General features: G+C 57.9%; 25 protein-coding genes. 13 read left to right on the top strand and 12 right to left on the bottom strand.

All coding sequences use genetic code 11. From position 1 onward, the window contains the following. Positions 1-38: 38 nt before the first annotated feature. Positions 39-1,250, bottom strand: a complete 1,212-nt coding sequence (locus ADB02_RS00450) for an NRAMP family divalent metal transporter (protein WP_049189332.1) — start codon at positions 1,248-1,250, stop codon at positions 39-41. A gap of 148 nt (positions 1,251-1,398) precedes the next feature. Between ADB02_RS00450 and ADB02_RS00445 the strand changes: the two genes are divergently transcribed. Then, positions 1,399-2,085: a GntR family transcriptional regulator gene (locus ADB02_RS00445; RefSeq protein ID WP_049189356.1), complete on the top strand. Its 687-nt coding sequence runs from the start codon at positions 1,399-1,401 to the stop codon at positions 2,083-2,085. 30 nt (positions 2,086-2,115) lie between these two features. After that, positions 2,116-3,081: a quinone oxidoreductase family protein gene (locus ADB02_RS00440; protein WP_241482347.1), complete on the top strand. Its 966-nt coding sequence runs from the start codon at positions 2,116-2,118 to the stop codon at positions 3,079-3,081. A 13-nt stretch (positions 3,082-3,094) separates the two neighbouring features. Here the strand turns inward: ADB02_RS00440 and ADB02_RS00435 are convergent, their stop codons facing one another. From ADB02_RS00435 to ADB02_RS00405, 7 genes are all read right to left on the bottom strand, one after another. Further along, complete coding sequence (locus ADB02_RS00435) at positions 3,095-3,616, bottom strand: hypothetical protein (RefSeq protein ID WP_049189330.1); 522 nt, start codon at positions 3,614-3,616, stop codon at positions 3,095-3,097. After that, on the bottom strand, positions 3,613-3,930 hold the full coding sequence (locus tag ADB02_RS00430) for a hypothetical protein (protein WP_049189329.1): 318 nt from the start codon (positions 3,928-3,930) through the stop codon (positions 3,613-3,615). The genes ADB02_RS00435 and ADB02_RS00430 overlap by 4 nt, the downstream gene beginning before the upstream one ends. 92 nt (positions 3,931-4,022) lie before the next feature. Continuing rightward, a complete protein-coding gene (locus ADB02_RS00425) occupies positions 4,023-4,715 on the bottom strand; it encodes a metal-dependent transcriptional regulator (RefSeq protein WP_038628213.1) in 693 nt (230 codons plus the stop codon). A 3-nt stretch (positions 4,716-4,718) separates the two neighbouring features. Then, the gene (locus ADB02_RS00420; protein ID WP_049189328.1) at positions 4,719-5,537 is read right to left on the bottom strand and encodes a metal ABC transporter permease; all 819 of its coding nucleotides are present in this window, start codon (positions 5,535-5,537) and stop codon (positions 4,719-4,721) included. Further along, the gene (locus ADB02_RS00415) at positions 5,530-6,360 is read right to left on the bottom strand and encodes a metal ABC transporter permease (RefSeq protein ID WP_049189327.1); all 831 of its coding nucleotides are present in this window, start codon (positions 6,358-6,360) and stop codon (positions 5,530-5,532) included. Before ADB02_RS00415 ends, ADB02_RS00420 begins: the two co-directional genes overlap by 8 nt. Further along, on the bottom strand, positions 6,350-7,018 hold the full coding sequence (locus tag ADB02_RS00410; RefSeq protein ID WP_414630083.1) for a metal ABC transporter ATP-binding protein: 669 nt from the start codon (positions 7,016-7,018) through the stop codon (positions 6,350-6,352). Before ADB02_RS00410 ends, ADB02_RS00415 begins: the two co-directional genes overlap by 11 nt. Positions 7,019-7,041: 23 nt before the next feature. Further along, positions 7,042-8,172 (bottom strand): metal ABC transporter substrate-binding protein, encoded by a 1,131-nt coding sequence (locus ADB02_RS00405; protein ID WP_049189325.1) that lies wholly within the window; start codon positions 8,170-8,172, stop codon positions 7,042-7,044. 275 nt (positions 8,173-8,447) lie between these two features. Between ADB02_RS00405 and arsC the strand changes: the two genes are divergently transcribed. The 8 genes from arsC (at position 8,448) to ADB02_RS00365 (ending at position 17,613) form a co-directional block, all read left to right on the top strand. Then, the gene (gene arsC, locus ADB02_RS00400; RefSeq protein ID WP_049189324.1) at positions 8,448-8,792 is read left to right on the top strand and encodes an arsenate reductase (glutaredoxin); all 345 of its coding nucleotides are present in this window, start codon (positions 8,448-8,450) and stop codon (positions 8,790-8,792) included. Positions 8,793-8,989: 197 nt separating this feature from the next. Beyond that, positions 8,990-10,387, top strand: a complete 1,398-nt coding sequence (locus tag ADB02_RS00395; protein WP_049189323.1) for an MFS transporter — start codon at positions 8,990-8,992, stop codon at positions 10,385-10,387. Positions 10,388-10,529: 142 nt separating this feature from the next. Next, positions 10,530-10,697 carry an antitoxin gene (locus ADB02_RS00390; RefSeq protein ID WP_080969535.1) on the top strand — a complete coding sequence of 56 codons (168 nt, stop codon included), beginning with the start codon at positions 10,530-10,532 and terminating at the stop codon, positions 10,695-10,697. Positions 10,698-10,838: 141 nt separating this feature from the next. Next, the gene (locus ADB02_RS00385) at positions 10,839-11,936 is read left to right on the top strand and encodes a FecCD family ABC transporter permease (RefSeq protein ID WP_241482345.1); all 1,098 of its coding nucleotides are present in this window, start codon (positions 10,839-10,841) and stop codon (positions 11,934-11,936) included. Then, positions 11,933-12,793, top strand: coding sequence for an ABC transporter ATP-binding protein (locus ADB02_RS00380; protein ID WP_049189321.1), 861 nt, complete (start codon positions 11,933-11,935; stop codon positions 12,791-12,793). The genes ADB02_RS00385 and ADB02_RS00380 overlap by 4 nt, the downstream gene beginning before the upstream one ends. A gap of 112 nt (positions 12,794-12,905) precedes the next feature. Further along, positions 12,906-13,931 (top strand): ABC transporter substrate-binding protein, encoded by a 1,026-nt coding sequence (locus ADB02_RS00375; protein ID WP_049189320.1) that lies wholly within the window; start codon positions 12,906-12,908, stop codon positions 13,929-13,931. A gap of 117 nt (positions 13,932-14,048) precedes the next feature. Beyond that, positions 14,049-15,785: an ABC transporter ATP-binding protein gene (locus ADB02_RS00370; RefSeq protein WP_241482344.1), complete on the top strand. Its 1,737-nt coding sequence runs from the start codon at positions 14,049-14,051 to the stop codon at positions 15,783-15,785. A gap of 1 nt (position 15,786) precedes the next feature. After that, positions 15,787-17,613 (top strand): amino acid ABC transporter ATP-binding/permease protein, encoded by a 1,827-nt coding sequence (locus tag ADB02_RS00365; RefSeq protein WP_049189318.1) that lies wholly within the window; start codon positions 15,787-15,789, stop codon positions 17,611-17,613. A gap of 7 nt (positions 17,614-17,620) precedes the next feature. On the opposite strand, the gene ADB02_RS00360 is transcribed toward ADB02_RS00365, so the two are convergent. From ADB02_RS00360 to ADB02_RS00350, 3 genes are all read right to left on the bottom strand, one after another. Beyond that, positions 17,621-18,265: a class I SAM-dependent methyltransferase gene (locus tag ADB02_RS00360; protein ID WP_049189317.1), complete on the bottom strand. Its 645-nt coding sequence runs from the start codon at positions 18,263-18,265 to the stop codon at positions 17,621-17,623. A gap of 104 nt (positions 18,266-18,369) precedes the next feature. Beyond that, positions 18,370-19,665, bottom strand: a complete 1,296-nt coding sequence (locus ADB02_RS00355) for an alpha/beta fold hydrolase (protein WP_049189316.1) — start codon at positions 19,663-19,665, stop codon at positions 18,370-18,372. A 15-nt stretch (positions 19,666-19,680) separates the two neighbouring features. Then, entirely contained in the window at positions 19,681-20,775 is a 1,095-nt protein-coding gene (locus tag ADB02_RS00350) for a trimeric intracellular cation channel family protein (RefSeq protein ID WP_049189315.1), read from the bottom strand. 57 nt (positions 20,776-20,832) lie between these two features. Here ADB02_RS00350 and ADB02_RS00345 point away from each other — a divergent pair, with 57 nt between their 5' ends. Beyond that, positions 20,833-21,429, top strand: a complete 597-nt coding sequence (locus ADB02_RS00345) for an HD domain-containing protein (protein ID WP_049189314.1) — start codon at positions 20,833-20,835, stop codon at positions 21,427-21,429. Positions 21,430-21,488: 59 nt separating this feature from the next. Then, the gene (locus ADB02_RS00340; protein WP_187400067.1) at positions 21,489-22,523 is read left to right on the top strand and encodes an NADP-dependent oxidoreductase; all 1,035 of its coding nucleotides are present in this window, start codon (positions 21,489-21,491) and stop codon (positions 22,521-22,523) included. Positions 22,524-22,527: 4 nt separating this feature from the next. On the opposite strand, the gene ADB02_RS00335 is transcribed toward ADB02_RS00340, so the two are convergent. Continuing rightward, on the bottom strand, positions 22,528-23,847 hold the full coding sequence (locus tag ADB02_RS00335; protein WP_241482342.1) for an MFS transporter: 1,320 nt from the start codon (positions 23,845-23,847) through the stop codon (positions 22,528-22,530). Positions 23,848-23,989: 142 nt separating this feature from the next. Between ADB02_RS00335 and ADB02_RS00330 the strand changes: the two genes are divergently transcribed. Next, entirely contained in the window at positions 23,990-25,783 is a 1,794-nt protein-coding gene (locus ADB02_RS00330) for an ABC-ATPase domain-containing protein (protein ID WP_049189313.1), read from the top strand. The last annotated feature ends 9 nt before the right edge of the window (positions 25,784-25,792 follow it).

The raw sequence follows: 25,792 nt of genomic DNA, 5'->3' as shown, positions 1-25,792 counted from the left end.
GTTGGTTCTCATCTGAGCTGTGCGAGAAACCGGGGGGATTAGCCGAGCATTTCAAACACACCGCCGAATGAGCGCCACGCCAAGAACCAGGCGACTGCGACACCCAAGATTCCGATAGCCGCCAACCACTTCGGGTACTTGTAACCATTCATGAGGTCCGCGCGGAACAGCGCGATGTAAATCAGCACAGTAACGCCAATTGGAAGAACCAAACCATTGAAGGCTCCGGCGAAAACCAACAGCGTCGCTGGAGCCGTACCGATGGCACCGAAGAGCAGCGTGGAGATTGCAATTAGGACAATGGTGATCGTGTTTTGAGTCTTGGCTCCAGCACCCGAGGAACGAGTCAGAAATGTTGCTGAGGTGTAGCTGGCACCCACAATCGACGAGATTCCCGCAGCCCACAGGACAACGCCAAAGAAGCGCATACCCCAATCTCCTGCCGCAGCTTGGAATGCCTCTGCAGCGGGGTTTCCATCCGTATTGAGGACCACGCCACCCGCAACCACTCCCAAGACAGCTAGGAAAAGGAGGAAACGCATGATGGCTGTGACGATGATGCTCGTAACAGATGAGCGAGTGGTCTGTGCGAGGTTCTCTACACCGCCGGCGCCAGCATCAAGCATGCGGTGAGCGCCAGCGTAAGTAATGTACCCGCCAACAGTGCCACCGACGAGCGTGATGATTGCCAACAAGTCAATCGTGTCGGGCATGACCGTGTTCTTCAGTGCTTCCCCTACTGGCGGGTTAGAACTGAACGCCACAATTCCAGTGACCAGAATCATCACGACACCGAGCACAACGAGTGCCTTGTCCAGCGCCATACCCGCCCGCCGGGAGAGGAAGAAGCCAATGGCGAGGATTGCAGTAACAATGCCGCCAATTTTTGCGTCCACGCCCAACATCGCGTTCGCACCAAGTCCAGCACCGCCGACGTTGCCAATATTGAAGACCACACCACCGATGACAATGAGAATTGACATTAACCAGCCCAGCCCCGGAAGCACGGCGTTGCCGAGCTCCTGCGCGCGGCGTCCAGAGACAGCAATCACTCGCCACACGTTGAGCTGAATCGCGATATCAAGAAGCACCGAGATCACAATGGCAAAGGCGAAAGCCGCGCCAAGCTTGGCCGTAAAGGTTGCGGTCTGGGTGAGGAAGCCCGGCCCGATAGCACTGGTCGCCATCAGGAATACGGCGCCGAGGAGTGCCGTTCGCCGCGCCTTATGGGCAGATGTTGAAGCGTCCATAGCGTAAGGCCTTTCCCTACAAGTCTGACGATTTCCACGTTGAAGGATTCCTACGTTGAAGATCGCCTGCACAGAGATTGTTGAACAATGTCTCGTATGTTAATTGGTGATGGCCGCCACACAAAAGTGCTTTAGTAGTCTGTATTACATGACTACCCCCGGAAGCATCCTCGACGATCAGCCCCACACGTCCTCTGGGGAAAAACAACAAGACGTTTCAGTAGCGGATGTCACCGCAACTGTCCTGCGCCGAGAGATTCTCGCCGGAAAGCACTACAGTGGCGAGCAGCTCCGTGAAACCCAACTTGCTGCGCGACTGCAGGTCAGTCGCAACACCATCCGACAGGTCTACCGCAAGCTGGAATCTGAGGGGCTACTTACTCACATCCCTCATCACGGCGTGTTTATCGCTTCCTTCGACAAACAACGCATCCGCGAACTGTATGCCTTTCGCCATGTCGTCGAATGCGGAACACTGCGATCGCTAAGCAAGAGCCAGGCAAAGCTCCTCGGCGAAGAGATTCTTTCTATTTGTGGTTCACAGTCATCATTGAACCTTCCCGAACGGAATAATGCCTTTCACCTCGCCATCGTCAGAGCTTCCGGGTCCCCCGACCTGTTAGCCACCGCCGAATCAATTCAGGCCCAACTCCGTCTTTGCTTCCTCTCCTACCCCCAAAGCATCGAACTCCATGCCCGATACGCCGATCGCCACATCAGTATCGCCAAAGTTCTCATCGAGGACACCCCAAACCACGCCGCCGACCTCCTCAGCGCCTACCTCAATGAGTCGTTCAGTGCCGTCACCGCTGCCCTCCCGCTTGCCGACCGTTGATAATTAGCTGCTAGGACTACAGTGATGGACATGGCAGCAAATTCAGGCAACGCATACGCAATGATCATCAATCGCTTTGGCGACCCCGATGAGTTCACGCAGGTTTCCCGCACCCCTGCGGAGCCCGGTCCCGGCGAAATCCTGGTCAAAACCACAGCCATCGGCGCGAATCCGCTGGATTACAAGATGCGCGATGGCTCTTCCGGTCTGTGCGCAAAGTTCACCCCTCCGGCCGTCCTCGGACGCGAAGCCGCGGGCGAAGTCGTTGCCGTCGGCGAAGGTGTGGACAACTTCCACCCCGGCGACCGAGTCTTCGGCATGCGCGGCTTCGATGACTTCCGCGGCACCTACGCAACACACAACGTCTTCCCCGCCGACGGTGTGGTTCGAACACCCGATTCGCTTGACGACGTAACCGCTGCGGGCCTTGCCCTAGTGGGAATCACGGCGACCGTGGCTGTCGATCAGCTAGCAAAGGTGAAAGGCGGTGACACTGTACTCATTCATGGTGCCGGTGGTGGCGTGGGCCAGCTGATGACGCAGCTGGCGGTTGCCCGTGGCGCAACTGTGTTGGCGAGTGCGTCGTCACGCCATCATGAAAAACTAGTGGGCTTTGGCGCGCAGCATATTGATTACACAGCGGAAGATGTATTCGAGGCTGTGCGCCGGCGGTTCCCCGAGGGCGTAGATGTTGTGCTCGATGGCGTGTATTTCGACACTTTCCTGCCCTCACTGGATGTGTTGGCATCGGATGGCCGGATTGTGGCGCTGCCTTCGCTGGCCGACCTGACACCGGCGAGGGAACGTGGCATTGAAGCACACATTCCGGCTATTTCGAATGACACGACTATTTATGCCGACCTGGCCGACCGCGTGGTTGCCGGTGAGATTTCACTTCCTATCGGCCTGACTAAAAACCTCACCGAGGTCGCGGAGGTCCACCGAGTATTGGAAGACGGACACGCTGACGGCAAGATTGTGATAACCGTCGACTAATTCAAGTGCGTTACTACAGCTCGCGACGAGCGTTCTGATATGTCCTCGTCAGCGAGCACCAGAGCTCGTCGGCATCAGAGATGGCTTCCACTAGCTCCCGGTTAGTCATAGTTTCGCGCTGCTCGCGCAGTCGGTTGTTTAGCTTTCGAGCACGAGAGAGCTCACCGCGTAGTTCGATGAGCTCCGGCGTAGCCTCTCCGGAGGCAAATACATCTTTGTAGATGGTGCCGACACCCATTGTGGTGTTCACGTTGTCCCAGGCAGAGAGGATTGCGGTGAGCTGGTACTCGGTGTCCATGGCAATCTGTTGCAGCTCAGCGTGATTACGCTCGGCGAGCTCGTGCGCCTCAGCGCTGCGGCGCACACCGACCCACGCCTGGTATGCAATGAGAATCGCAAGCACCAAGCCCGCAACTGGCAATGCATATTGCAGAATCCACAGCGTGACACCGAAGAGCTGAACAATCAGGCCGAAGAAGAAAAATACGACAATGACCGTCGCGCACCCGTTGTCGGAGCCTGAGCGTTTACTCATCGCGGCGTCACCTCCGCCGCAGCATTCAAAATCGCATCGGCCCCCAGGTGGCTGGCGTAGCCAAGTCCGATGGCTGCTGCCAAAAGGAGTATTGCCAGCAACGTATAGACGATTGCCTCTTTGACGGTGCTAGTGACCGCAATGCGCTGCTCTTCGTAGTCCAGCAGTGCCCGCATATCTTTGGTCGAGGCATTCAAGCGGCGTTCGAGATTAGCCATGTGTTCCTGCTGCTCAGCAGGCGAGATAGCGATGGCATTGAGTGGCACATCAACGGTCTCGACACTGGCATATGCCTGCCGACGAGCACTCTTCACGCTGTCGAACGAAACTGACGGTGCGGGTGGCACTTTAGTTGGCCCAGTGAGATTCCGCGACACCTTATAGTAAGAGCGCGCTGCGGCCCTCGTCAGTTCGTTGTTGGAGTCGCCTTGATTGCCCATAGTGCCGAGTCTGCCACATGAATTTTCTTTGGCTCGGTATCGTCCACCTCATCGAGGATGGCAAAGACATGCATGCCTGCATATGGTGCGGCTTCGGCTCGGAGCACGGTTCCCGGGCCTACCCCTGATGTCGCCAAATAGCGCAGTAGTTCAGGGTCGGAGTCGTTAATGCGATCGACTACCACCATCGCGCCGGCTTCGATATCCGTCAGGTCGGTGCGCACTGCGCTGGCGATGGTACCGCTTGCGCTGGGAATTGGATCACCATGCGGATCGCGCTCAGGGAATCCCAGCATTGCATCAATGCGACTAATGAAATCATCCGAGACCGCATGTTCAAGCTTTTCGGCTTCCTCGTGAACCTCATCCCAGGTGTATCCCAGAGTCGAGACCAAGAAGCTTTCAATCAGCCGGTGGCGCCGCACCATGATTAGCGCAATATCCCGCCCACGGTCCGACAGGCTAATGCCCCGATACGGCTCGTGGTTGACAAGGCCACGTGCAGCTAGCTTCTTCACGGCCTCGCTGGCGGTGGGCTTCTTTTCACCCATCCGCTCAGCGACATCGCCAAGTGCCACTTTTTCACCGGTGCGCTCGTGCAAATCCCAAATGACCTTGAGGTAGTCCTGGGTCTTTGCTGGTAAATCCTCCACGTGCATTCTTTAGACTTTAGCGTTATTGCGTGTTGCCGCAATCTTGAGGGGGACATAGAAACAGCCGGCGCACACGCCAATGCAGCCGCCAACTGACAGATTCGCCGCCACCGCAATGAATAGCCCCACCAGGCCAATCGCGATACCCATCAATGGCGCCAACACGAATAGCAAACGGGTATCGTTCACTACCCCAACGAGCGCAGCTGCCGGGGCAGCTAGCAGCGCGATGGATAGAATCGTGCCGACAGCCGGAATCAGCGCCACCAGAGTCAGAACGATTAGCCCGCTGATGACCAGCTGTGCTTTTCTCCTCGAATGCGCGACTCCGAAAGACTCCGGGTCGAAGGTGAAGTAAATCAGCTGACGCCACCGAGCAAGCAGCACCAACGCCACCAGCAGCAAGAGGCCACCCGACAGCGCAATATCAATCTTGTTCACGTTGAGTACGCTGCCGACCAGGAAACTCTCAACCTTCACCGGCAACGGGGCGAACCACTTGTTCAGGAAGTAGCCCAGTGCGAACCCAAATGTCAGCACAATTCCCGCCGCCGAGGACGTTGTTCCCACCTTTGACAGACCAAACAGTGCCCCAATCGGAATACACATCAGAAATGCTCCGATAAAGAGGAACACCGAAATCCACGAGTGGCTCAGGCCGAGCGCTGCCGCAATAACAACGCCCACAACCGCGCCGGGAAAAGTCGCATGTGTAATCGCTTCTGCGAAGAACACTTGTTTTCCCAGCACCGCGAGCACCCCAACTACTCCAGCCAGGGCTCCTACCAGTATCAGTTCGATAATTGGCAAAATCAGGATGCTAGACACGGTCTCCTCCCAGCACGACGCGCAGCCCCAGTGCCATGAAATACAGTCCCACCGAGGTCAGCGCGACGACTGCCTGAGGCGACACCGGCCCCAAAGGCACCAGTGCCAAACCAACGATTCCGCTGAGGCAGCCCACTGCAATCGCAATCGGCACCATCACATGAACTCGGCGAGTCAGCAGTCTCGCCGCCGCTCCCGGCACGACCAGATATCCGACTACCAGCAGCACGCCCACAGCGCTTGCCGACGACACCACGACCGCAGCAATCGCCGCGTTAATGGTGAGGTCGATGCCCCACACATTGACGCCTGCGGCTTTGGCACCGAAGCGATCAAAGGCAACAAACACCTGCCGGCGCCAGGTCACTGCGATAAGAACCAAGGCGATGGCACAGACAATCAGGGCGCTGGTGAGACGGGAGTCAGTGACTTCCAGCAGTCGCCCGAACATGAGCGCTTCCAGCTGTCCTGACTGGTCACCTTTCTTCAGCGAGAGAATCACACCGATGGAAAAGAAGCTGGTCAGTACAACTGCCACTCCGGCTTCCGACATGTGCGAGCGCGATACCAAGGTCAGTGCTACTGCCACTACCACCGCACATGCTGCAGCCACCGGGATAATCATGTCGATGCCGCCGAATACGGCACCGGCCACAATTCCGGGAAAAATCGAATGCACCATGGCCTCGGCATTGAACTCGAGGCCACGCAGGTTCACGATGACACCGACCAGGCCAGAGACCGCCCCGAGGGCAATCAGCAGCACTAGTGGCCTGAACATGAAAGGCGCTACCCCAAGCTCATTCGCAAGCTCAGTCCACATAGGCTGGCACCAACTTCGAGGTCGCACCAAAAGCTGGCTGCTCTGCCACGATTAATGTGTTTTCGCAGGTGTCCTCGGCAAGCACGAGATCATGGGTGGCCGCGATAATTGCCGTGCCTTTTTCCTTCAGTTCGTTGAGGAGATTCAGCAGCATCGCCCGATTTTCAGTGTCGAGGCCGTTGAACGGCTCGTCGAGAAGCACGAGTTGCGGACGTGCGACGATGGCACGCGCCAACAGAACGCGTTGCTGCTGACCACCGGAGAGGTTGCCGAAACGTTCACTGGTGCGGTCGGCAAGCCCGACTTTGGCTAGCGCTGCGTGGATGCGTTCTTTGCGGTGTCCAAGCGGTTGGAAGGGGCGCAGTTCGTGCAGCACCCCCATGGCGACGACATCGAAAGCCGTGACCGGAAAAGTGCGATCGAGGTCTGCCGACTGCGGGACGTAGGACACAATCTTCGCGTTGTTGTGCATCTCACCAGCGAGAAGACGAGTCCCACCCAGGATTCCGCGCAGCACGGTCGTTTTTCCAGAGCCATTGGCGCCGATGAGTGCAAGCCCGGTACCCGGCGCGACGCTGGCGGTGATGCGGTTGACGATGGGTACCGCCGTGTAGCCGAATGAGGCATCGCGGAGCGTGACTATGGGCTCGGCAGACATGGGGTTAGCTAAGCGGTTACGGCTCACTTGATGCCCTCTGGTAGCGGCGCGACAGTTCCGTCCCATGCCGTCACAACCTGAGTGACGTTGTGGATGATGGAACCGATGTAGGTCTCGCCATCACTGCCAGCCGGACCAAGGGAGTCGCCGTAGAGTGCGTCCTCACCAACGATGGCCTTGACACCTGCGGCCTTGGCGATCGCCTCAATTGATTTCGAGTTGTTCGAGTTCTCCGCAAACAGCGCGGTTGCACCCGAGTCCTTCACGGTCTTTGCCGCCTCGGCGATATGCGCGGCCGTGGCATCCTGCTGCTCGTTGAAATCAGACAGCGCTGCGCCGATGAAGTTGATATTGAACTCGTGGGAGAAGTATCCAAAGGCATCGTGGCTGGTAAACAGCACAGGGTCCGACACGGTGGCGATGGACTTATTTGCCCACTCATCCAGCTGATTCAGCTTGTCCTGGTAGGCCGCAACGTGGTCGGCGATGGTGGACTTCAGCTCATTGTCGCCACGTTCCTCAGCGACCTGTTCCAGGGCGTAGCCGATATTGGCAACCTGGATCTTGGCGTTCTTCGGCGAGGTCCATACATGCGGATCGAAGCGGAATTCCGCCTCCTCACCGGGTTCTTCCGGCGGGAATGGCCATGGGGCGACATCAATCTTTTCCACCCCTCGGTCAATGGTGTAGTTACCATTCTTCGCCTTCTCTGGTGGCAGCGGCTTGGTTTTGTCCATATCCTTGGCTGCCTTCATGGCATCTACGTCACCTGCAGTGAGAACGCCACTGGTTACTGCCATCGTTCCGGAAAAGCCCGAGGACTCAATCGCCTGGTCCAGGAAGTGCTCCAAATCGACTCCGTTGACGAACAAAAGATCGGCGTTACCAGTCTTGGTCAGCTGCTCATGGGTCATTTCCAACTCATGAGCCGTTGCATTCGGCGCCAACAGGCAGGTCAAATCAACTTCATCGATGTCCAGCTGCTTCACGTAATCACAAATCTGCGTCGTGGAAGCCACGACGTTGATTGGGTTCTCGCCGCTGGCTCCCTCACTGCCATCGCCACACGCTGCAAGGCCAGCGCCCGCTAGCAAGATCGAAAGGCCCGCACACATGGACTTAGCTGATCGCGAAAGTTTTCCGGAAATTGTCATGTTGGTGTCCGCTCTTGATTGTTTGTTATTGCTTTACGACGGCTACGCTGACCGGCCGCTTCAGTAAATCTGGTCACCTTAGGGGCGGTTGGAGCGCACTTCGCCGTTCATCTATCACGTGTGAGAGTAAACCTAACGACAACTATTTTCAACCTAGTGAACTTAAGTGTTTTCGGTATGACATTTTTTAAGGATAAACATTGAACAAACCCTATCCGCAGGCCGTCACGCCACAGCGCCAACCTTCACGCCACAACATCAGCCATGATGGAGACATGGAAGCGAAGATTTACCACAACCCCCGCTGCTCAAAGTCCCGCCAAGCTCTCGCCGTACTACGCGAGGCCGGAATCGAGCCGGAAATCATCAAGTACCTAGACACTCCTCCAACCAAGACCGAGCTGCGCTCGCTAATCGAGGCGGCCGGCCTGAGCGTCATCGATGCCGTGCGCACCAAGGAAGCAGAGTTCAAGGAACTGGGACTCTCCAAGGACTCCAGCGACGAGGAACTGCTGGACGCAATGGTCACACACCCACGCCTGATTGAGCGCCCGTTTGTCGTCACCAATAAGGGGGTAAGGATGGCTCGCCCCACCGAGGCCATTAATGACATTCTCTAGGCAGTGACAAGCATTAATTGCTTTTACGCCAACCCCTCTCAAAGACCTCCAAGGCCGGGAGGTTAATGCCCCGTTAATAGCGACTGAAGTCTCTGTAAACTCAGCGCTGAAACGATAAAGCTCCCCGCCTGCTGCCCTAACCACCCGCACAGGTTGCATTAGAGGCAACGGCGGCCTTCAGCGAAAGGACTGTCATTATGAGCAGTCAGAGGCTCGGCTGGCTCAGCGCACCCGGCCCAGCAGCTCCCCTCCCCGAGGAAAAAATTGCCCCGACCTACCGAACCTGGCGATTCAACGTGTTCATGGGCATCTTCATCGGCTACGCGGGCTTCTACCTCATCAGAAATAACATCCCCCTGGTGTCCGCCGTACTGGAAAAGCACGACCTACTTGGCGCAGCCGGAATCGGCATCGTAGCCAATGCAGTTCTGTTCTCCTACGGCCTATCCAAATTCTTCATGGCCATGCTCTCCGACAGAGCCAATGCCAGGTACTTCCTCCCGCTTGGCCTAGCACTGTCCGCGGTCGTAAACCTCTTTGTTGCGTTCGTCCCAGCCATCAGCGCCTCTGTTGCAATATTCGCGACAGTCATGTTCATCAATGGTTGGTTCCAAGGCATGGGCTGGCCGCCCTCTGGACGAGTTGTCGTCCACTGGTTCTCGACATCCGAGCGTGGCACTTTGATGTCGATCTGGAACACTGCCCACAATGTCGGCGCCGCCGTCGGCGGTGCTCTGGCAGCCTGGGGCTTGCATTCGTTCGCCACTTCCGACGCCGACTGGACTCCCGCATTCTGGCTACCGGCAATTGTCGCGCTCGTGATTGCCGCCATCGCATTCCTGCTGATTCGAGATAACCCGCAATCCATGGGTCTGCCTCCGGTAGAGGAATACCGGAACGACCCGGACAAGGTCGAAGGAACTAATGACGAGGCACAAGAACCCTGGTTCACAATCGTCAAGAACCATGTTCTTACCAATCCGGTTATCGTCATGCTGGCGCTGGCCAATGTGTTCGTCTACGCACTCCGTTACGGAGTTCTTAACTGGATTCCGATTTACTTGACAAACGAATTGCACAAGACCAACGTCACGGGCGGAATCATCGGATTCATGCTCTACGAGGGCGCAGCAATTGTGGGCACCCTGCTGTGCGGATGGGTCTCCGACAAGGTCTTCAAGGGTTGGCGCTCAGGCGCCGGCATGCTCTTCCTGGTCGGCACCGGCATCACCATTTTCGCGTACTGGCAGCTACCCGCTACGGCACCATTGTGGATGTTCTACGTGCTCATCTCTCTGATCGGCGCACTCATTTACGGTCCAATCATGCTCATCGGACTGCAGGCCATCGACCTCTCGCCTAAGTATGTTGCGGGAACCGCAGCTGGTTTCACTGGATTGTTTGGATACCTTCTCGGCGCAACACTCGCCTCGACTGGTGTCGGCCTCTTGATTGACTTCGCAGGCTGGAATGTTACATTCGCAACCCTCATTGGCGTTGTCGCTATAGCGTTTGTCCTCATGATGTTCGTCGGCAAGTACGAGCGCGATGTCATGCACAAGGCAGATGAAGCCCGCACCAAAACAGCTCAATAACTGTCGGCCACGGTGTAGCTAGTCGAATCTCAACTTCACTCCGTGGGGCCAATACGGTCGCAAGGTCGCCAATTCATCGGTACACTCTATGTCACAAACGAAAAAACGCGAGTAGACATTACGAATGGAAGGAGACTTCACCATGGGACTTATGGACAAGGCCAAGGAAGCACTGAGCAACGAAGAGAACACCGATAAGGTTCTGGACAAGGCTGAGCAGCTGGGCAAGGAGAAGCTCGGCGAGGACAAGGCCGACCAGATCAAGAAGGCTCGCGACATGGCAGACGAGCGCCTGGGCGACGAGAAGTAAGCTACAGAGCTTTTCACCCCGCATTAGCACCCCACTTTCACAGGGGAGCTGGTGCGGGGTTTTGCTGTCCTTAGGAGATCCCACAGGACCGCTGACACGCCTTTATTGACAATTATTTTCACATTGTCCATCATTAGCCACGTGAAAACTATTGTCGATAGAGCTTCTCTTCCGCGTACTCGAAACCAAAAACTTCGAGCCCGGCTCTTCGGCTTTCTGTTTTTCCTGGCCGTCCCCGCCACAATCCTCTTGGCGATCTCCATCGGCCCCGCGGGAACAGGTTTCAGCAACGGCATCGTCGCGCTGCTCACCCCGCTTATCAATACGCTTTCCGACGACCTCCCGGCTCTCAACCACCTTCTGCCAGAGATATCCCCCGCCACGCAATCACTTGTCTGGAGCATCCGGCTGCCCCGTGTCCTCCTTGCGGGACTGGTCGGTGCCTCGCTCGCTGTCGCAGGTGCAACCATGCAGGCAGTTTTTCGCAATCCGCTGGCCGAACCCGGTGTTACCGGTGTCTCCTCCGGTGCAGCAGTGGTAGCCGTCATTCTCATCGTCACTGGCGTGGCCGCGAAAGCACCGTGGGTTCTTTCGGCTGGCGCATTCATAGGCGCGTTGCTGGCTGTCATATTTGTCCAGATCGTCGCCGGTCTCAATGGCGGCAGTGGAGCCACCCTGTTGCTCGTCGGTATTGCACTCAACGCGTTCCTCGGCGCAGTCATCTCCGCCACCATCGCGAACGCGCCACACAGTGATGACGCTCAACAGGCCATGTTCTGGCTCAACGGCGATTTAACTGCTGCCAATTGGCAAGACATTGCGCTGGCAGTCGGGCCTATTATTTTTGGCACGGCCATCTTGATGATGCTCATTCCCGAACTCAACCTGCTCCTCCTCGGCGAAGAACAGGCCGCTGCCACTGGTATGCGCACAGTCTGGATCCGGCAACTGCTACTCGCCCTGGCTGCTTTAGTCACGGCAGCGGGCGTCGCTGTCACTGGCGTTATTTCCTTTGTTGGATTGGTCGTCCCGCACCTGATTCGCCTTGCCATCGGCCCCGATCACCGCAGCCTGCTGCCCATTTCTATGTGCCTCGGCGCAGTGTTTCTCATTCTCGCCGACCTCGTCGCCCGCAGTCTCTTTTCCCCAGTTGCACTGCAAACTGGCACAGTCACCGCGTTCCTTGGCGCACCTGCGCTACTCGCGTTGATTCTTCGGCAAGGTGGTCGCCAACCATGAGTCAGCAGACACAAAACCTCACCGACCACGTCACTAAGCCAGACACCGACAGCACCGCGCTGCTGCGGGCTACCGACCTCAGTGTCGGTTACCGCAATCGGACCGTCGTAAGTGGCGTGAACCTTGCTATTCGCCCCGGCGAAGTCCACGGCATCATCGGCTCCAACGGTACCGGAAAATCCTCCTTGCTCCGTGCTATGGCTGGCATTGTGACACCGAGTTCGGGGCAGGTTGAGCTCCTCGGCGCGCCGCTGACGAAGCTTCGTGCCCACGAACGCGCCACTCGATTGGCGTACCTGCCGCAGCACACACCGGCCGATGCTGCTATTGACGTTCGAACTGTCGTGGCACTCGGCAGGTACGCGCACCACCGTCGGCGTGACCGTTTCCGCAGCTCACTAAACTCCACGGACCACGACATCGTCGCCTACGCGCTCGACCGCGTTGGTGTCACCGCACTCGCCGACCGCCCTATCACGGCTCTGTCCGGCGGGCAGCGGCAATTGGTGTTCATCGCAAAGCTATTGGCACAACAGGCCAAGGTCATGCTTTTCGACGAACCCACTGCGGCCTTGGACATCGGGTTTCAGCTGGAAATCCTCGAGCTGCTCGGCGAGCTAGCCGACGAAGGCCACGGTATCGGAGTTGTTCTTCATGACCTCAACCTCGCGGCCCGCAGCTGTCACCGGCTCAGTGTGATTCACAACGGCGGATTGGAAGTCACTGGTTCCGCCGAAGCGGTGCTAACACCTCCCCGAATAGATGCGATTTATCGCATCTCCAGTGCTGTCGATACCGATCCACATACCGGTTCGGTGCGAGTGACGGCGTTGGCTCGGGCTCGCCCGGCTGACTGATTGCGGCTAACTGATTCAGAGTGTCTGATTCGGGCTGACTGATTCCAGCTAGCGAAAATGCAACCGAAAACTTTCCCAACAATCAAAACTCAACAAGCAAGGAAGTACTTTCATGTTTTCACCAACTTCTCCTATCTCTGCCTTGAAGCGAAACTCTAAAAAGGCCTTCACTCTGCCATTGATTGCAGCGCTTCCACTCGCTGCGATGGTCGCCTGTTCCTCTTCGGAGGAGGCGTCGCAGCAGCCGTCGTCAAGCGAAACTGCGACAAACAAGCAGGCGCAGTGGCCGCGGACTGTGACAGTCGGCGACCATGACGTTACGGTGCAGAGTCAGCCGAAGCGCATCGTTGCACTGTCGACCGAAGTTGCGGATCTGGCGCTGGAACTGGTTGGGCCAGAGCGTGTCGTCGCGGTGACGAAGAACGCGCTCGATGAGACCTCTGGTAATCAGGTTGAGCTGGCGCGTAAGGTGCCTAATGCAATTGCCAACTCCACGAAGCCGGATCCGGAGCAGATTCTGTCCTATGAGCCAGACATGGTGTTGATGACTAGCCGCCATGATCAGGAGCAGTCGGCAAGCAAGCTGCTGGGCGCCAGCGATGTTCCGACCGCTGCGTTTTCCAGCAGTGAATTCGCTTCGCCGAAGGCGCTGGCAGAATCGGTGACCACGCTCGGCAAGTTGCTCGGAGCCGAGGATAAGGCGGCCGAAATGGTTGCCAAGATTGAATCGGAAACCGAAGAGATTCTCTCGGGAATTGATTCCACAACTAAGCCAAAAACGCTGGTCCTGTTTGCCCGCGGTGGTCAGAAGATGATTATGGGAATGCAGTCGGCGACGACGAATCTCGTTGAGCTGGCCGGTGGCGAGCCGATTTCGCCAAAGGGCAAGCGCCCGGGTGCCGTTCCCGCTGATCCGGAGACAATTGTGCAGCTCAATCCGGATGTCATTTTGATTCAGGATTTCCACGGACAGGGCAAGGCTCCATTCCAGGAGTTGCTGGATAATCCGGCGCTTGCCGACGTCGCTGCGGTCAAGAATGATCGAGTGCAACTGATCGATGCGAAGACGACCTCTGGCACCGCCGGTATGCACATACCCGATGGACTGCGTGAGATCGCTGACGCGCTGGCTAAATAGAAAATAGGTTTTCACGTCGCTATGTGGATTCATGAAGCACTGACTTCGCCTCCCCGCGGAATGCACTGGGTTTTGTTATCCAGCTGGGGGCGTAGCTTTTTCTTCGCTCTCAGTGCTGTGTCTCTTGGACACGCGCTCGATGCTCTCAGCAGTTTGCACGGCGGTATCACAGACACCAGTGGCGGCAATTGGTTTGGGGATTGGGGGCTTTATGAATCTTTGGCCGCTGCAATTGTGGCGGTCATTCTGGGAAGCCTCTGTGCTTATGTCACCGAGGCCCTGCCACCACGGCTAGCTGGTGAGCAGGAAAAGCTGTGGCGCTGGCATGTGGTTGGCAGTGTGCTGAAGCCGGAGTTTTCTGCTCCTGAACAGGCCCCGAAGCGCTCGCATGGAAAAGGGCACGGTGGCGGGAAATCCGGTCACGCAGACCGAAGCGCCGCCAACACTGGCGAAGGCCTACTCTTCGATGCCGCGACCACAAGCGTCGAACAGACCGCGAATTACCGAGCGACATTTCTCGCTCCCACGTTGGCCTCGTTTAGTGCTCCACTGATCATTTTGGTGGTCTGGGCTTTGTGGGTGGATACGAAGACCGCCTTGTGGCTGGCACTATTTTTCATTTCCACGCCGTTGATCATTATTGGTGCTGGAAAAATCCTGCGGAAATCCAATGCGACGTATCGCCGAAAGCAAGCGAAGGCCACACATGCGTATTTGGAAATGCTCGAAGGGCTGGGCACATTCAAAGTTCTTGGAGCAATTGACCGGGTCATGGCACGTTTTGCCAGCCAAACTCGCACTGCAATGGCTGAGCTCACTGCCCTGCTCGCCCGCAATCAGCTGATGATTATTGTCAACGATGCGGTTTTTGGCATTGCAATGTCGACTACAGCAATCGGCCTTGTCCTGCTGCGTTTACAGGCCGGCGCAATCAGTGTCGGCACGGCTCTCGCAGGTGTTTTTCTATCCGTTCTGCTCTACGAGCCCGTTAATCGTGTCGGCCGAACCTTCTACATCGGACTCGGTGGACGCACCCATCGAAATGGAATTGTGGAGATGTTCGGTGAACCTCCAGCTGAAGCGTCCACAGCCGCGACAGCGCATTCCACCGATGCCTCCGCGCCGCAGGCACCGCACTTACAGCACGCACCGGAGATTTCCCTCCGCGATGTGACCGTTGACATCGGCGAAAAGCGCATTCTCTCCGATATCAACCTGACAATTCCAGCCGGCAGCAGAGTCGGCATCGTTGGCCCCAGCGGTTCCGGAAAAAGCACACTCCTGCGTGTACTCGCAGGCCTGCAGCCGCATTCCGGGGAAGTCTCCCTCGACGGCCACGCGCTTTCAACCCCGGAGTTGCTCGCCAACTCGCTACTCATCTCCCAGCAACCAGCCATTTTCGGCACCACCGTCGCGGACAATCTTCGCATCGCATGCCCGGACGCAACGGCCGTCGATATGCGAAAAGCACTTCGCGACGTGCACTTACTCACCGAAATCGAACAGCGCCCTGGTGGTCTCGATTCGGAGGTCGGCGATCAGGGCAATTGGCTCTCGGGCGGGCAACGACGCCGCCTAGCCATTGCGCGTGGTCTGCTCGGTACTGCTCCGATTGTGCTTCTCGACGAGCCGACAGCGGACATCGATCGTCGGACGGAAGGTCTCATCAAGGAGTCCTTGACCCGCCTCGCTGAAGGCCGAACAAGCATCATGGTCGCTCACCGAATGGAGGCACTATCGGACGTTGACCTGGTCATTGTCGTCGCTGAAGGCCGGATTGTGGCTACGGGCAAACCCGACGAATTGAGCACAAGCAATGAGTATTACGCACGGGCGCTGACAGAGGAGAGCTGACATGAACAACATCATCTGGTTGCTGCGCTTTTCCGCACAGGCTCGCGGAGCGCTCAGCGCATCTATCCTCGCACGCGTGGTTGGGCACATTCTGGGCGCATTGATGCTGGCCGTGCCTGCCTGGGCAATTGCCACAATTGCGCTGTCGAGGTGGGACGCAACCGACTCGTCGCAAAACATGGGCATGCAGTGGACGTGGGCGGTCATTGGTGTGGTTGCGGGGCTAGCGCTGCTGAAAGCAATTCTGCGGTATGTCGAGCAGTACCTCGGACATTTGGCGGCATTTCGGCTGCTCGGCGAGCTGCGACTGTGGATCGTCGAGCGTCTTATCCCGCAAGCGCCCGCGGTAACCGATGGGCTGGGTACCGCCCGGATCCACACGATTGCGATTCGTGATGTTGACCGTGTGGAAGTCTTCTTCGCGCACACAATTGCGCCCGCGGTGACGGCCGTATTAATTCCTCTGCTGGCGATCGTGACAGCGGCATTGACTGCCGGAGCACTGCCTGCGATTGCCCTGGTGCTGACCTTCGCGGTTGGCTTTGTGATTGCGCTCGCAGGCTCTAAGAAGGCGACGACGGAGGCCTCCGCAACGAACTCCACACGCACGGAGATTGCGCAGTATATCGCCGATACACTGCGACTTCGGGAGGAAATCCTCATCTACGGCGCAGCCGAGCAGCGGCTGCGGGGACTGCGCGAGCTCGACGAGCAGCTCACCCAGAAGATGCGTGCAGGCGGCAAGCGGGCTGGACTGCGCTCTGGTGCGACTGGGCTTCGGATTTGGGGCGGCAGCATCGCTGTCTTTTGTGCTGGTATCCCGGCTCTTTCCGCCGATTACCGAATGCTCCCTGCCGTTTTGGTGGCGACGTCCCTGGTGGCGGGAACAGCTGCATCGATGGATTCGATCGAGCGCCTGGCATCTTCTCTGCCAGCGGGACTCAATGCAGTCACTCGGATCAGGGAGCTGGCCGCGCAGCCGCCGACTGTGGAAGAGCCGAAGCAGCCGGAGTCGCTGGACCTGCACCACGCGCAGACCGCGAGGGCCAACTCCGGCGACTCAGTCCCTGCCCTCGAACTGAGCGATGTCAGCTACCGCTACCCTGGCGCCGATAACCCTGCACTGACCAAGATCAATCTGCGCATTGCCTCAGGCCAGTTCATCGGTGTGGTCGGCCCAACTGGTTCGGGCAAGTCCACACTCTCCCGGCTAATCCAGCGGCATGTCGATCCGGATGTCGGCGAGGTCATCATCAATGGCCACAATGCCCGTGACCTCGGCTCAACCAATGTCTGCCGAACGGTTGTTGTCGCAGATCAGAATCCCTTTCTCATGGAGGCCACCATCGCTGAGAATCTATGTCTCGGCGCGCCTGATGGCTGCGAGGTTCCCGAATCACTGATGCACTGGGCGCTCGAACTCGCCGCCATCAACCCTGCTGAGATGCCGCTGGACAGGCCCATTGGCCGCCGCGCGCAGCGGCTCAGCGGTGGTCAGCGTCAACGTCTGGCGCTGGCCCGCACCTACTTACGCGCGGTACTAGCCGACGGCACTAAGCCCAATGACCTCGCTGCACACCTCGCCGGAAAGATTGTTATTTTCGACGAAGCCACCAGCCACCAGGATCCACTGACGCAGGCTCGTATCGTAGACAATGCCCGCGCATGTGGAGCGACCTGCATCTTTATTGCGCACCGACTTCAGACACTGGCCGAGGCCGATGACATCCTGGTCATCGAAAACGGCCAGCTCATCGAACGCGGCACGTATGACAACCTCCTCAACGCAGACGGCGCATTTGCTCGACTTGCGCGCGCCGAGGTCTAGGCTCCTTCTAGCTCTCCGCGCAGGTCTTCCGCAGCACCACCACGGTGTCGACAACGTTCTTGCCATCGATTTGCTTGACGACGTCACGCTGCGCCACCACCGCTTCGAGACTCTGCGGCTCGTGCGCAAAGAAATCAGTGACCTCATCCGCGCTGTAGAGCAGCTCGGGGTCTCCCGGGCCGTGGACTTCGTTGTCCGGGTGGTGTGAGACTGAGACAAAGTAGCCACCCGGAGTGAGAGCCTCAGCGACGGCTCGCCAGAGGTTCTCCCTGTCCCTGCGCGGCAGGTGAACAAATGCGGCGACTACCAGCTCAAAGCGTCCTGCTTCCGGCTGCCAGTCTGTTAAGTCTTGCTGGACCAGGTTCGCAGAGAGCCCTTCAGCTGCCAACGCGGCTCCAGTGTGTTCGAGCCCGACGCTGGAGAAATCCATGCCGGTGACATCCCAGCCCTGGCTGGCTAACCACACCGTGTGACGGCCACGGCCACAGCCTAGGTCGAGCGCACGTGAGGGGTCGGAGAAACCTTTCCGGATTACCTCAACATGCTGCGCGATTGTCGGATTCGGTTCGCCGCCAAAGAAAGAGGGCGAACCGTCATTTGCGGCCTCGCGATCTGCGGTGAATTTCCCATCCCAGAACTCTGCTGTCGACATGCTCACCAGGATAGACGGCACCGAGAGGCAATGCTGGACTACATGAGGTTCTGCGGAGGTTTGAAGTTCTACGGGGAGAGAATCTCCACCGGCAAACTGGCATCCTAGTGATCCTCGACGAGCTCGCGGAGCCGGGCAAAGATTGCCGCACCACCGTGGCGAATGCCGTCATGCTGGAATGCATTGGTCACATGTGGCCGCAGGTCCCGGTAGCAGTTGGCTGTCTCCATGGAGTACTCGAACGGCACGAAAATATCGTCGAGATAAACCGCGGCTGCCGAGGTCGGGGCGTCGGCAAGCAAGCGTGCGGAATCATACGGCGAGCTTTCCCAGGTGTGCTGCGCAAATGCTTCCGCCTTTTCCTTGAAAGGAACGAGCGCGGGGTCCTCGTCGAATTGCCAGGGGAAAACGTGCTCACCGGTGAGATAAAACGGCTCGTCTCCTGCAGGATTGGCCTTTTCTTCAAAACCTGGAATTTCCTCGCGAATACGGTACGCTGCCCAATTAGTTGTGGGCTGGTTCCCGACGCCACCATAAATGGATTCGTGAATCGCGGCATATAACGGGCCATCGGCGAAACTCACGCGGGATCCTACATCGGCCAGAAAATCGGTGCGCAATTGCTTTTCGCCATTGCGAATGTGGAATGGCTCTTCCAACAAATACGCCAGATTGTGGAATCCATCTCCGCGGCCTAATTCAATTCCGATGGTGCGGAATCGGCGAGAACTCAGTCGCTCACCGGTGGGGAGAGTTTCTGCAGATTGCTCGAGGTGCGCGCAGATTTCTCGAATTCGGTTTTCGGCCCACGGATACTCGCGATAAAAACGCTCGTGACGGGTGCGCAGCTTCGCATACGTCGTGCGATAAAGGTCGTCAGCACCACGGTCCAGAACAGGTAAACCGCCTGTGAGATAAGCGTGCTCCACGGATTCCGGATAGCGGCTGAGATACGAAGTAATACAAAACCCGCCAAAGGACTGGCCATACAGCGACCATTTGGCAATGCCCAAATGCTTTCGCAATGCCTCCGCGTCTTCGACGATGTATTCCTGACGCAATTGTGCAAGCCGCTCGGCCGGAATATCCGCAATATTGGCCGCATCAATTCGATGCGAGCGTCCTGTTCCACGTTGATCCAGCAGGATGACGCGGAGTTCCTTCAGCGCCTCACCGATTACTCCGCTGGCACCTACCGGACGCGGTGCCGGAAATCCCGGGCCGCCCTGCAAATAGACAATTGCCGGCGCATCCTCATTTCCTGGCGCATAGATTTCCCTGGCGAAAAGCTCAAATGTCGCGGCATTCGCAGCTTCGGTAAAAGGATCCCAGGGCACCTCAACGGTGTGTTCCTTAATAATGTGCCCAAAATGCCTGCTTGCAGTACTCGTCGATGCCATGTCTCTACCGCTCCTCTAATCCCGCTGCTCGTATTTCTTCATCAGCTTTGCGACGAGTAAATCGGTCGCCTCATCGTCAGCAAGAATTTGATCCAACATCTCCCGGTATTCCCGCTGCCGCAGTGCCGTATCTTCTCCGTAGTCATCATAGGAATCACCGGATAGGTCCACACCGAAATCGGATTCGTCGCTGTCATCCTGCACTGTCTCCTGCTGTGCCGTCGGCATGTGCAGATCCGCTGGAAAGTCCGCATTGAACTCCTCCAGGAATTCCTCCGCGCTGGCCTCAGCGTCGGAACGAGACACTCCCCTATCAACCTCAGCCTGAATGCGACGCTGCAGCGCCTTTTCCATCTGACGGTGACGCCAGCTGCGGAGGCGTGCGGGCTCGAAACGTCGACCAACCTCCCGACTCTTGCCCTCTGCTCGACGTGCGAGGACCGCAATCTGCGCCGCGGTATCGTTCAGTGGCGCCCACTCCGAGTGTGCCGACACTCGCCAATTACCCCAGTACCCCAGCAGCGAAAGCAGGATGCTGACGATAGGACCAATGACCATAGATACGGCCATAAATCCCCAATGGTGGCCTCCGATGACAATGACCGCACAAGCCACGGCGGGGATGACCGTGGGCTGGTTGCCGCCGAAAACAGCGGGTACCCGCCCGGTCACAATGTCACGGATCATGGAACCACCAGTGGCAGTGAAAACGCCCATCATGATGCACGGCAGAATAGGCAAGCCATAAGTGACACCTTTGACCGTGCCTGTGGCAGCCCAGAGCCCCGAGACCACAGCGTCACCGTGGACCTGAACGTATTCCCAGGTCTTTCCTTTGAAATAGAAGAATCGCGCGATGAGCGCACCAGTGAACGCCAGAATTAGATACTCCGGCTGACTCATTGCAGCGACGGTGCCCTGGTTAATCAGAACATCGCGAATCATGCCGCCGCCCAGTGCGGAGAACAGCGCAATAAAGAAGAACCCGATGATGTCGTAGCCTCGTTGCCGGGCGATGGTGCCACCGATGATGCCCATGAGCAGGACACCACTGACATCGGACCACCGGTACATCGACTCGATGAGCGGATCTACTTCTGCGACGTTCATGATGTTCAAGCTTAGACGCTGCTATTTTTCAAGCATCAACGAAAGGTCGGGATACCCATGGAAAACGCTGACACCTTTGCTTCGGCACGCCCTAGCGACAGGCTCATGCGCGGCATCGCAACTGCTTCCCGCGCACACGATGGGCACTACCGAAAGGGCTCTGGCCTTCCCTATATCAGCCATCCGATGTCAGTGATGTTGATTGCGGCGAGCGTGACTAACGACGAAGACGTGCTGTTGGCAGCCCTCTTCCACGACATTTTGGAAGACGTGCCGGAAAACTACTCACGTGCCGAGATGGAAGATGAGTTCGGGCCTCGCGTGGTTGAGATCGTCGAGGGCGTCACCAAAGACTCTTCCCTGCCCTCGTGGCAGGAGCGTGCCGATGCCTACCTGGAGCAGCTTTCTCATGGCAGCGAGGAGTCCCTCATCGTGGCCGCTGCGGATAAGTTCCACAATCTCAGCCAGACTCTGGAGGATTTAGACCGCGATGGTCACGCTCTGTGGGACCGCTTTCGGTCTACTCCGAGCCAGCAACTGTGGTGGTACACAAGCGTCCGCAACGTGATTGCCGAACGACTGCCCGACATGCCTTTGCTAGCGGACCTGAGCGTTCTTATTGAGCGCCTCGATTCCTGGGTACAAGAGGCGTAACCTGCGAGTCAACAATTAAACCGACAATTAATCCAGGAATACACGACAGGAGAATAATAGTGACTTCGGTTAATGCTTCGTCCACAGCCGAACTGCCCACCACCACTCAGCAATGGGTTTTAGCGTCTCGTCCGTCCGGCCTGCCAACTGACGAGAATTTCCGCCTCGAGACCGTCGATTTGCCTGAGCTTAACGACGGCGACATTTTGGTAGCCAACTCGGTCGCTACCGTTGATCCCTATATGCGCGGCCGCATGAACGACACCAAGTCGTACATCCCACCATTCCAGCTCGACCAGCCAATGACTGGCGGTGCTGTAGGCACCGTCCTTGCGTCCAAGTCGGATAAGTTCCAGGTTGGCGACGCTGTCCGCCACTCTTACGGCTGGCAGACCAACGCTGTTATTGCCGATTCCGAAGCAACTCCGGTTGACCTCAACGTTGCTCCAGCTGCTGCCTACCTGGGCATCCTTGGTCTTACTGGCCTTACTGCTTACGTTGGTCTGAGTGCCGTCGGAGAGATGAAGGAAGGCGACGTCGTCTTTATCTCTGGCGCTGCTGGCGCAGTTGGCTCGGCTGCTGGTCAGTTCGCCAAGCAGATGGGCGCTTCCCGCGTCATTGGCTCCGCCGGCTCGGACGAGAAGGTTAAGCGCCTGCTCGAACTCGGCTTTGATGCCGCTTTTAACTACAACGACGGCCCGGTTGCAGAGCAGCTAGCAAAGGCGGCACCAGAGGGCATTGACTTCTACTTCGACAACGTTGGTGGAGACCACCTGGAGGCAGCCATCGGCGCGATGCGCACCTTTGGCCGTGTCGCTATGTGTGGCGCAATCTCCCAGTACAACAACACCGGAGCTCCGACCGGACCACGCAACCTAGCTCTGGCCATTGGCAAGTGCATTACGTTGCGCGGCTTCGTATTGGGCAAGTACCTGCACCTGGCAGGTGAATTCCAGGAGCGAATGGCTCCGCTGGTCGTCAGCGGTAAGGTCGCTTACGATGTCACCACTCGCCACGGTATCGAGAACATGCCAGCTGCATTCCTCGAGCTGTTTAGCGGAGGCAACACCGGCAAGATGGTCGTAGAGTTCTAACGAACTAAAGAACTGCCCTGCGCGGAGCCGAGACTTCCTTCAGCCTGCTGGACATAGCGACACCAACCAGTCCCATCAGCGCCAGGAAGATTAGAGCCGCCGCAGGGCCGAAGCTAGCGATAACACCCGACAGCGCACCGACGATGAGCAGGGCAACACCCATGATGGTGTTGGCCGCTCCGACGTACTCGGTGCGCTTGTCGCCTTCTGCCATGTCAACAACATAGGTCGAACGAGCCACACGAACACCGGCGTGAACGACGGACATTGCGAAGAAACCGAGTGGGAAAATCCAGGCATTGGCGCTGGTGGAAAGCCAGTGCGCACTTGCGACCAGCAGGAAAAGCACGATCGAGCCGACGAGCGAAGAGTAGGTCAGGACCTTCTTTGAGGATTTATCCGACCAGATTCCGGCGACTTTTCCACCAATCAGAGAAGCGAAACCCGCAGCGAGCATGAAGATGCCGACGTTTGCGTTCACTCCCCCGCCGCTACCGTCTGAAGCTTCCAGATCAGCACCCACCTGCGCACTCAAGGTCACGATGAACGACGTAGATAGTGCTGTGACCAGCAACAAGCTACGGACAATCACGAAGTCACGGAAGTTCTTATCCTCCGCAAATAGCCGCCAGGTGTCCTGCCACCAGGTTTTATTCGGCTCTTCCTTGTCATCTTCATTGGTGGGCTCGACAATTCCGCGGAAAATCAAAACCGCTGCCACCCATGACAGAGCTGCAGCAAAGATGAGCCCCGCCACGATCGGTTTGGTGACGTTATCGCGGATGATCCACAACACCGCACCAACAATAATTGCGGCGACACCGCCCAACATCGCAGCTCGGCCGCTGATCTGCCCGCGCTGCCCCTTCGGAATCGTGCGTCCTTGAACATCCTTGGAGGCCATCGAGCACAGTGCTCGGGCCGTCGCAAAGCCTGCAAGTGCGAGGATTACAGCAACACCGAGCGCGGTACCTTCCAGGAACAACGCCGCCAGACCAATCAGCGCTGCAGCGACCGCTTGCCCCAACGCCCCGGCAATCCAGACGGTCGTGCGGCGCGGGCGAGATTTCACCCACGGTGTCAGCGCAGCCTGCGGCAGCATAGAGCCGGACTCACGCACTGGCACAAGCATGGCGATGAAGAAGCCCGGCGCGCCAGCCGAATGCAGCAACCATGGCAACAACGTCTTTGCCGCGACGATTTGATCGCCAATATTCTGCAGGCCGTGCGCCCAAACATAGCGCTTGGCGTTGGTGCTGGCGTGTTTTTGCACCGACTCTGGGTTGTCCCCTACAGGTTTGTCAGCTACCGAGCTATCCGTCATACCTTTCACGCTACCTGTCCGCAGCAACGGCGCTGACGCACGCGACTGTCTGCTCAGGCCAGTCGAAGCACGAAACGCGCTTGCCCCTTCTGCCATTACACTCGCGGGAAGAACATCTAACATCTTCAACGAAAGTAGAAATATGCCCGCTGACCTTTATCGACGTCTCTCCAACCTCGATGGCAAGAGCTACGGTGCATACAAATCTCTTCGTGGCTCCCACGAGCTGCCAGACCTGGACGCGACGCTATTTATCGACAAGGTTCAATCCGACCCCTACGCCCCGGCATCGCGGGCACGCGTCCACATTCCGCTGTCCGTACTGGACTATCGCGGCGCCTCCCGGTCACAGCCCGGTAGGTTCAGCACGGCGGAGCTCGATTTGTTGAACCGCCGCCTCGTGCGCGCTTTGAAGAAGTATGGTCGCGGACTATTCATTGATTCTCCAGGTCAGCAGGTCTTGCGCCGAGCAGCTGTCGCTGAGCTCCGTGCGGATGCGCACGACGTCGATAAGCATGACGATGCCCTCCAGATCAGCCTGGAAATCCAACTGCCCGCCCGCGGCCGGCGCATCCTCGGGCGTGAGGCAGCGCGCTTGATCTGTGAGGATTTGTTGGACGCGCTTGACGACGCCATCGTGAACGCACCCATCGATGCGCTCGAGGCAGCCGCGGAATTGGAGTATGACCAGTGCTTTTTACGCCGTGCGGTCGCGGACGCGGACCTGATTGGGTTTGTGGCAGACGGGTCCGTGTTGCCTCGTCAGGCGGGCAATAGCCAGCTGCCGAAGCCCGGCGCGACTGCGTTTATCTCGCCGGAATCGTTGCAGCACAGTTTTCAGCTACCTTCGGGGAAAACGGTGCACGGCATGGGCATTCCACGAGGCGTGACGTTGATTGTCGGCGGCGGTTATCACGGTAAGTCCACATTGTTGTCCTCCCTGGTCACGGGCGTTTATAACCATGTCGCTGGCGATGGACGCGAGTTTGTGGTCGCCGATGAGACTGCGGTTGCGCTGCGTGCCGAGGACGGCCGGGCCATCACTGGTGTGGATATCTCACCGTTTATCAACGGTCTTCCCTCCGGTGATGACACGACCCGGTTTTCCACGGCGAACGCATCGGGGTCGACCTCCCAAGCTGCGGGTCTGATGGAGGCGCTGGGTTCCGGTGCGCGAGTGCTGCTCATCGATGAGGACACCTCCGCGACCAACTTCATGATTCGCGATGAGCGCATGCGCCGACTCATCCCCGATGACCGGGAGCCGATTACTCCACTGGTCGCACGGGTCCGCGAGCTCTGGGAGAACCACGGGATCTCCACGGTCATCGTCGCGGGTGGTTCTGGTGCGTTCATCGATGTCGCGGACACTGTCATCGCTATGGATGCGTACACGCCTTACGACGTCACCGAGCGCGCCCGTGAGCTGTGCGAATCGGCTACTCCGGCTGAGCCATCGCTTGCTTTTGCGCAGATCGGTGAGCGTTTTCTACAGGCTGACTTCCCTGCCGATGGGGGCCGTGGTGGACATGGTGGTCGCGGTGGTCACGGGGATGGTGGTCGCGGTGGGCGCGGTGGTCGTGGCAGTCGCGGCGGGCGCGGTAGCGGCGCGAAACCGCCTAAGCCACCGCGTGCTCGTTGCCTCGAACTGATTCAGGTGGGCAAGGACAATCTTGACCTGCGCGCTGTCGGCCAATTGATGGATTCCTCCCAAACAGAAGCCATTGCCCGGATTCTGGGCGCCGTCGTAAAGCAGCTCGATGGACGTACTGACCTCACCGAGCTAATTCAGCGTGAGTACTACAACTTTTGTCATTCGCTCTTCGACGCGGCAGCTGCGTCTACCAATTCTGGTCATCTGGCGGAGCCTCGTTTCCAGGAGGTTGTGGCGGCAATCAACAGGCTTCGGCTCTTGCGGTCGGGCCCCGCAGATTGACAGTCGCGG

This window comes from Corynebacterium sp. 212_CJEI (assembly GCF_001055915.1).
GTDB lineage: Bacteria > Actinomycetota > Actinomycetes > Mycobacteriales > Mycobacteriaceae > Corynebacterium > Corynebacterium jeikeium_D.
The sequence above is the reverse complement of the archived record's forward strand: the minus strand, read 5'-3'. Positions and strand labels throughout refer to the sequence as shown.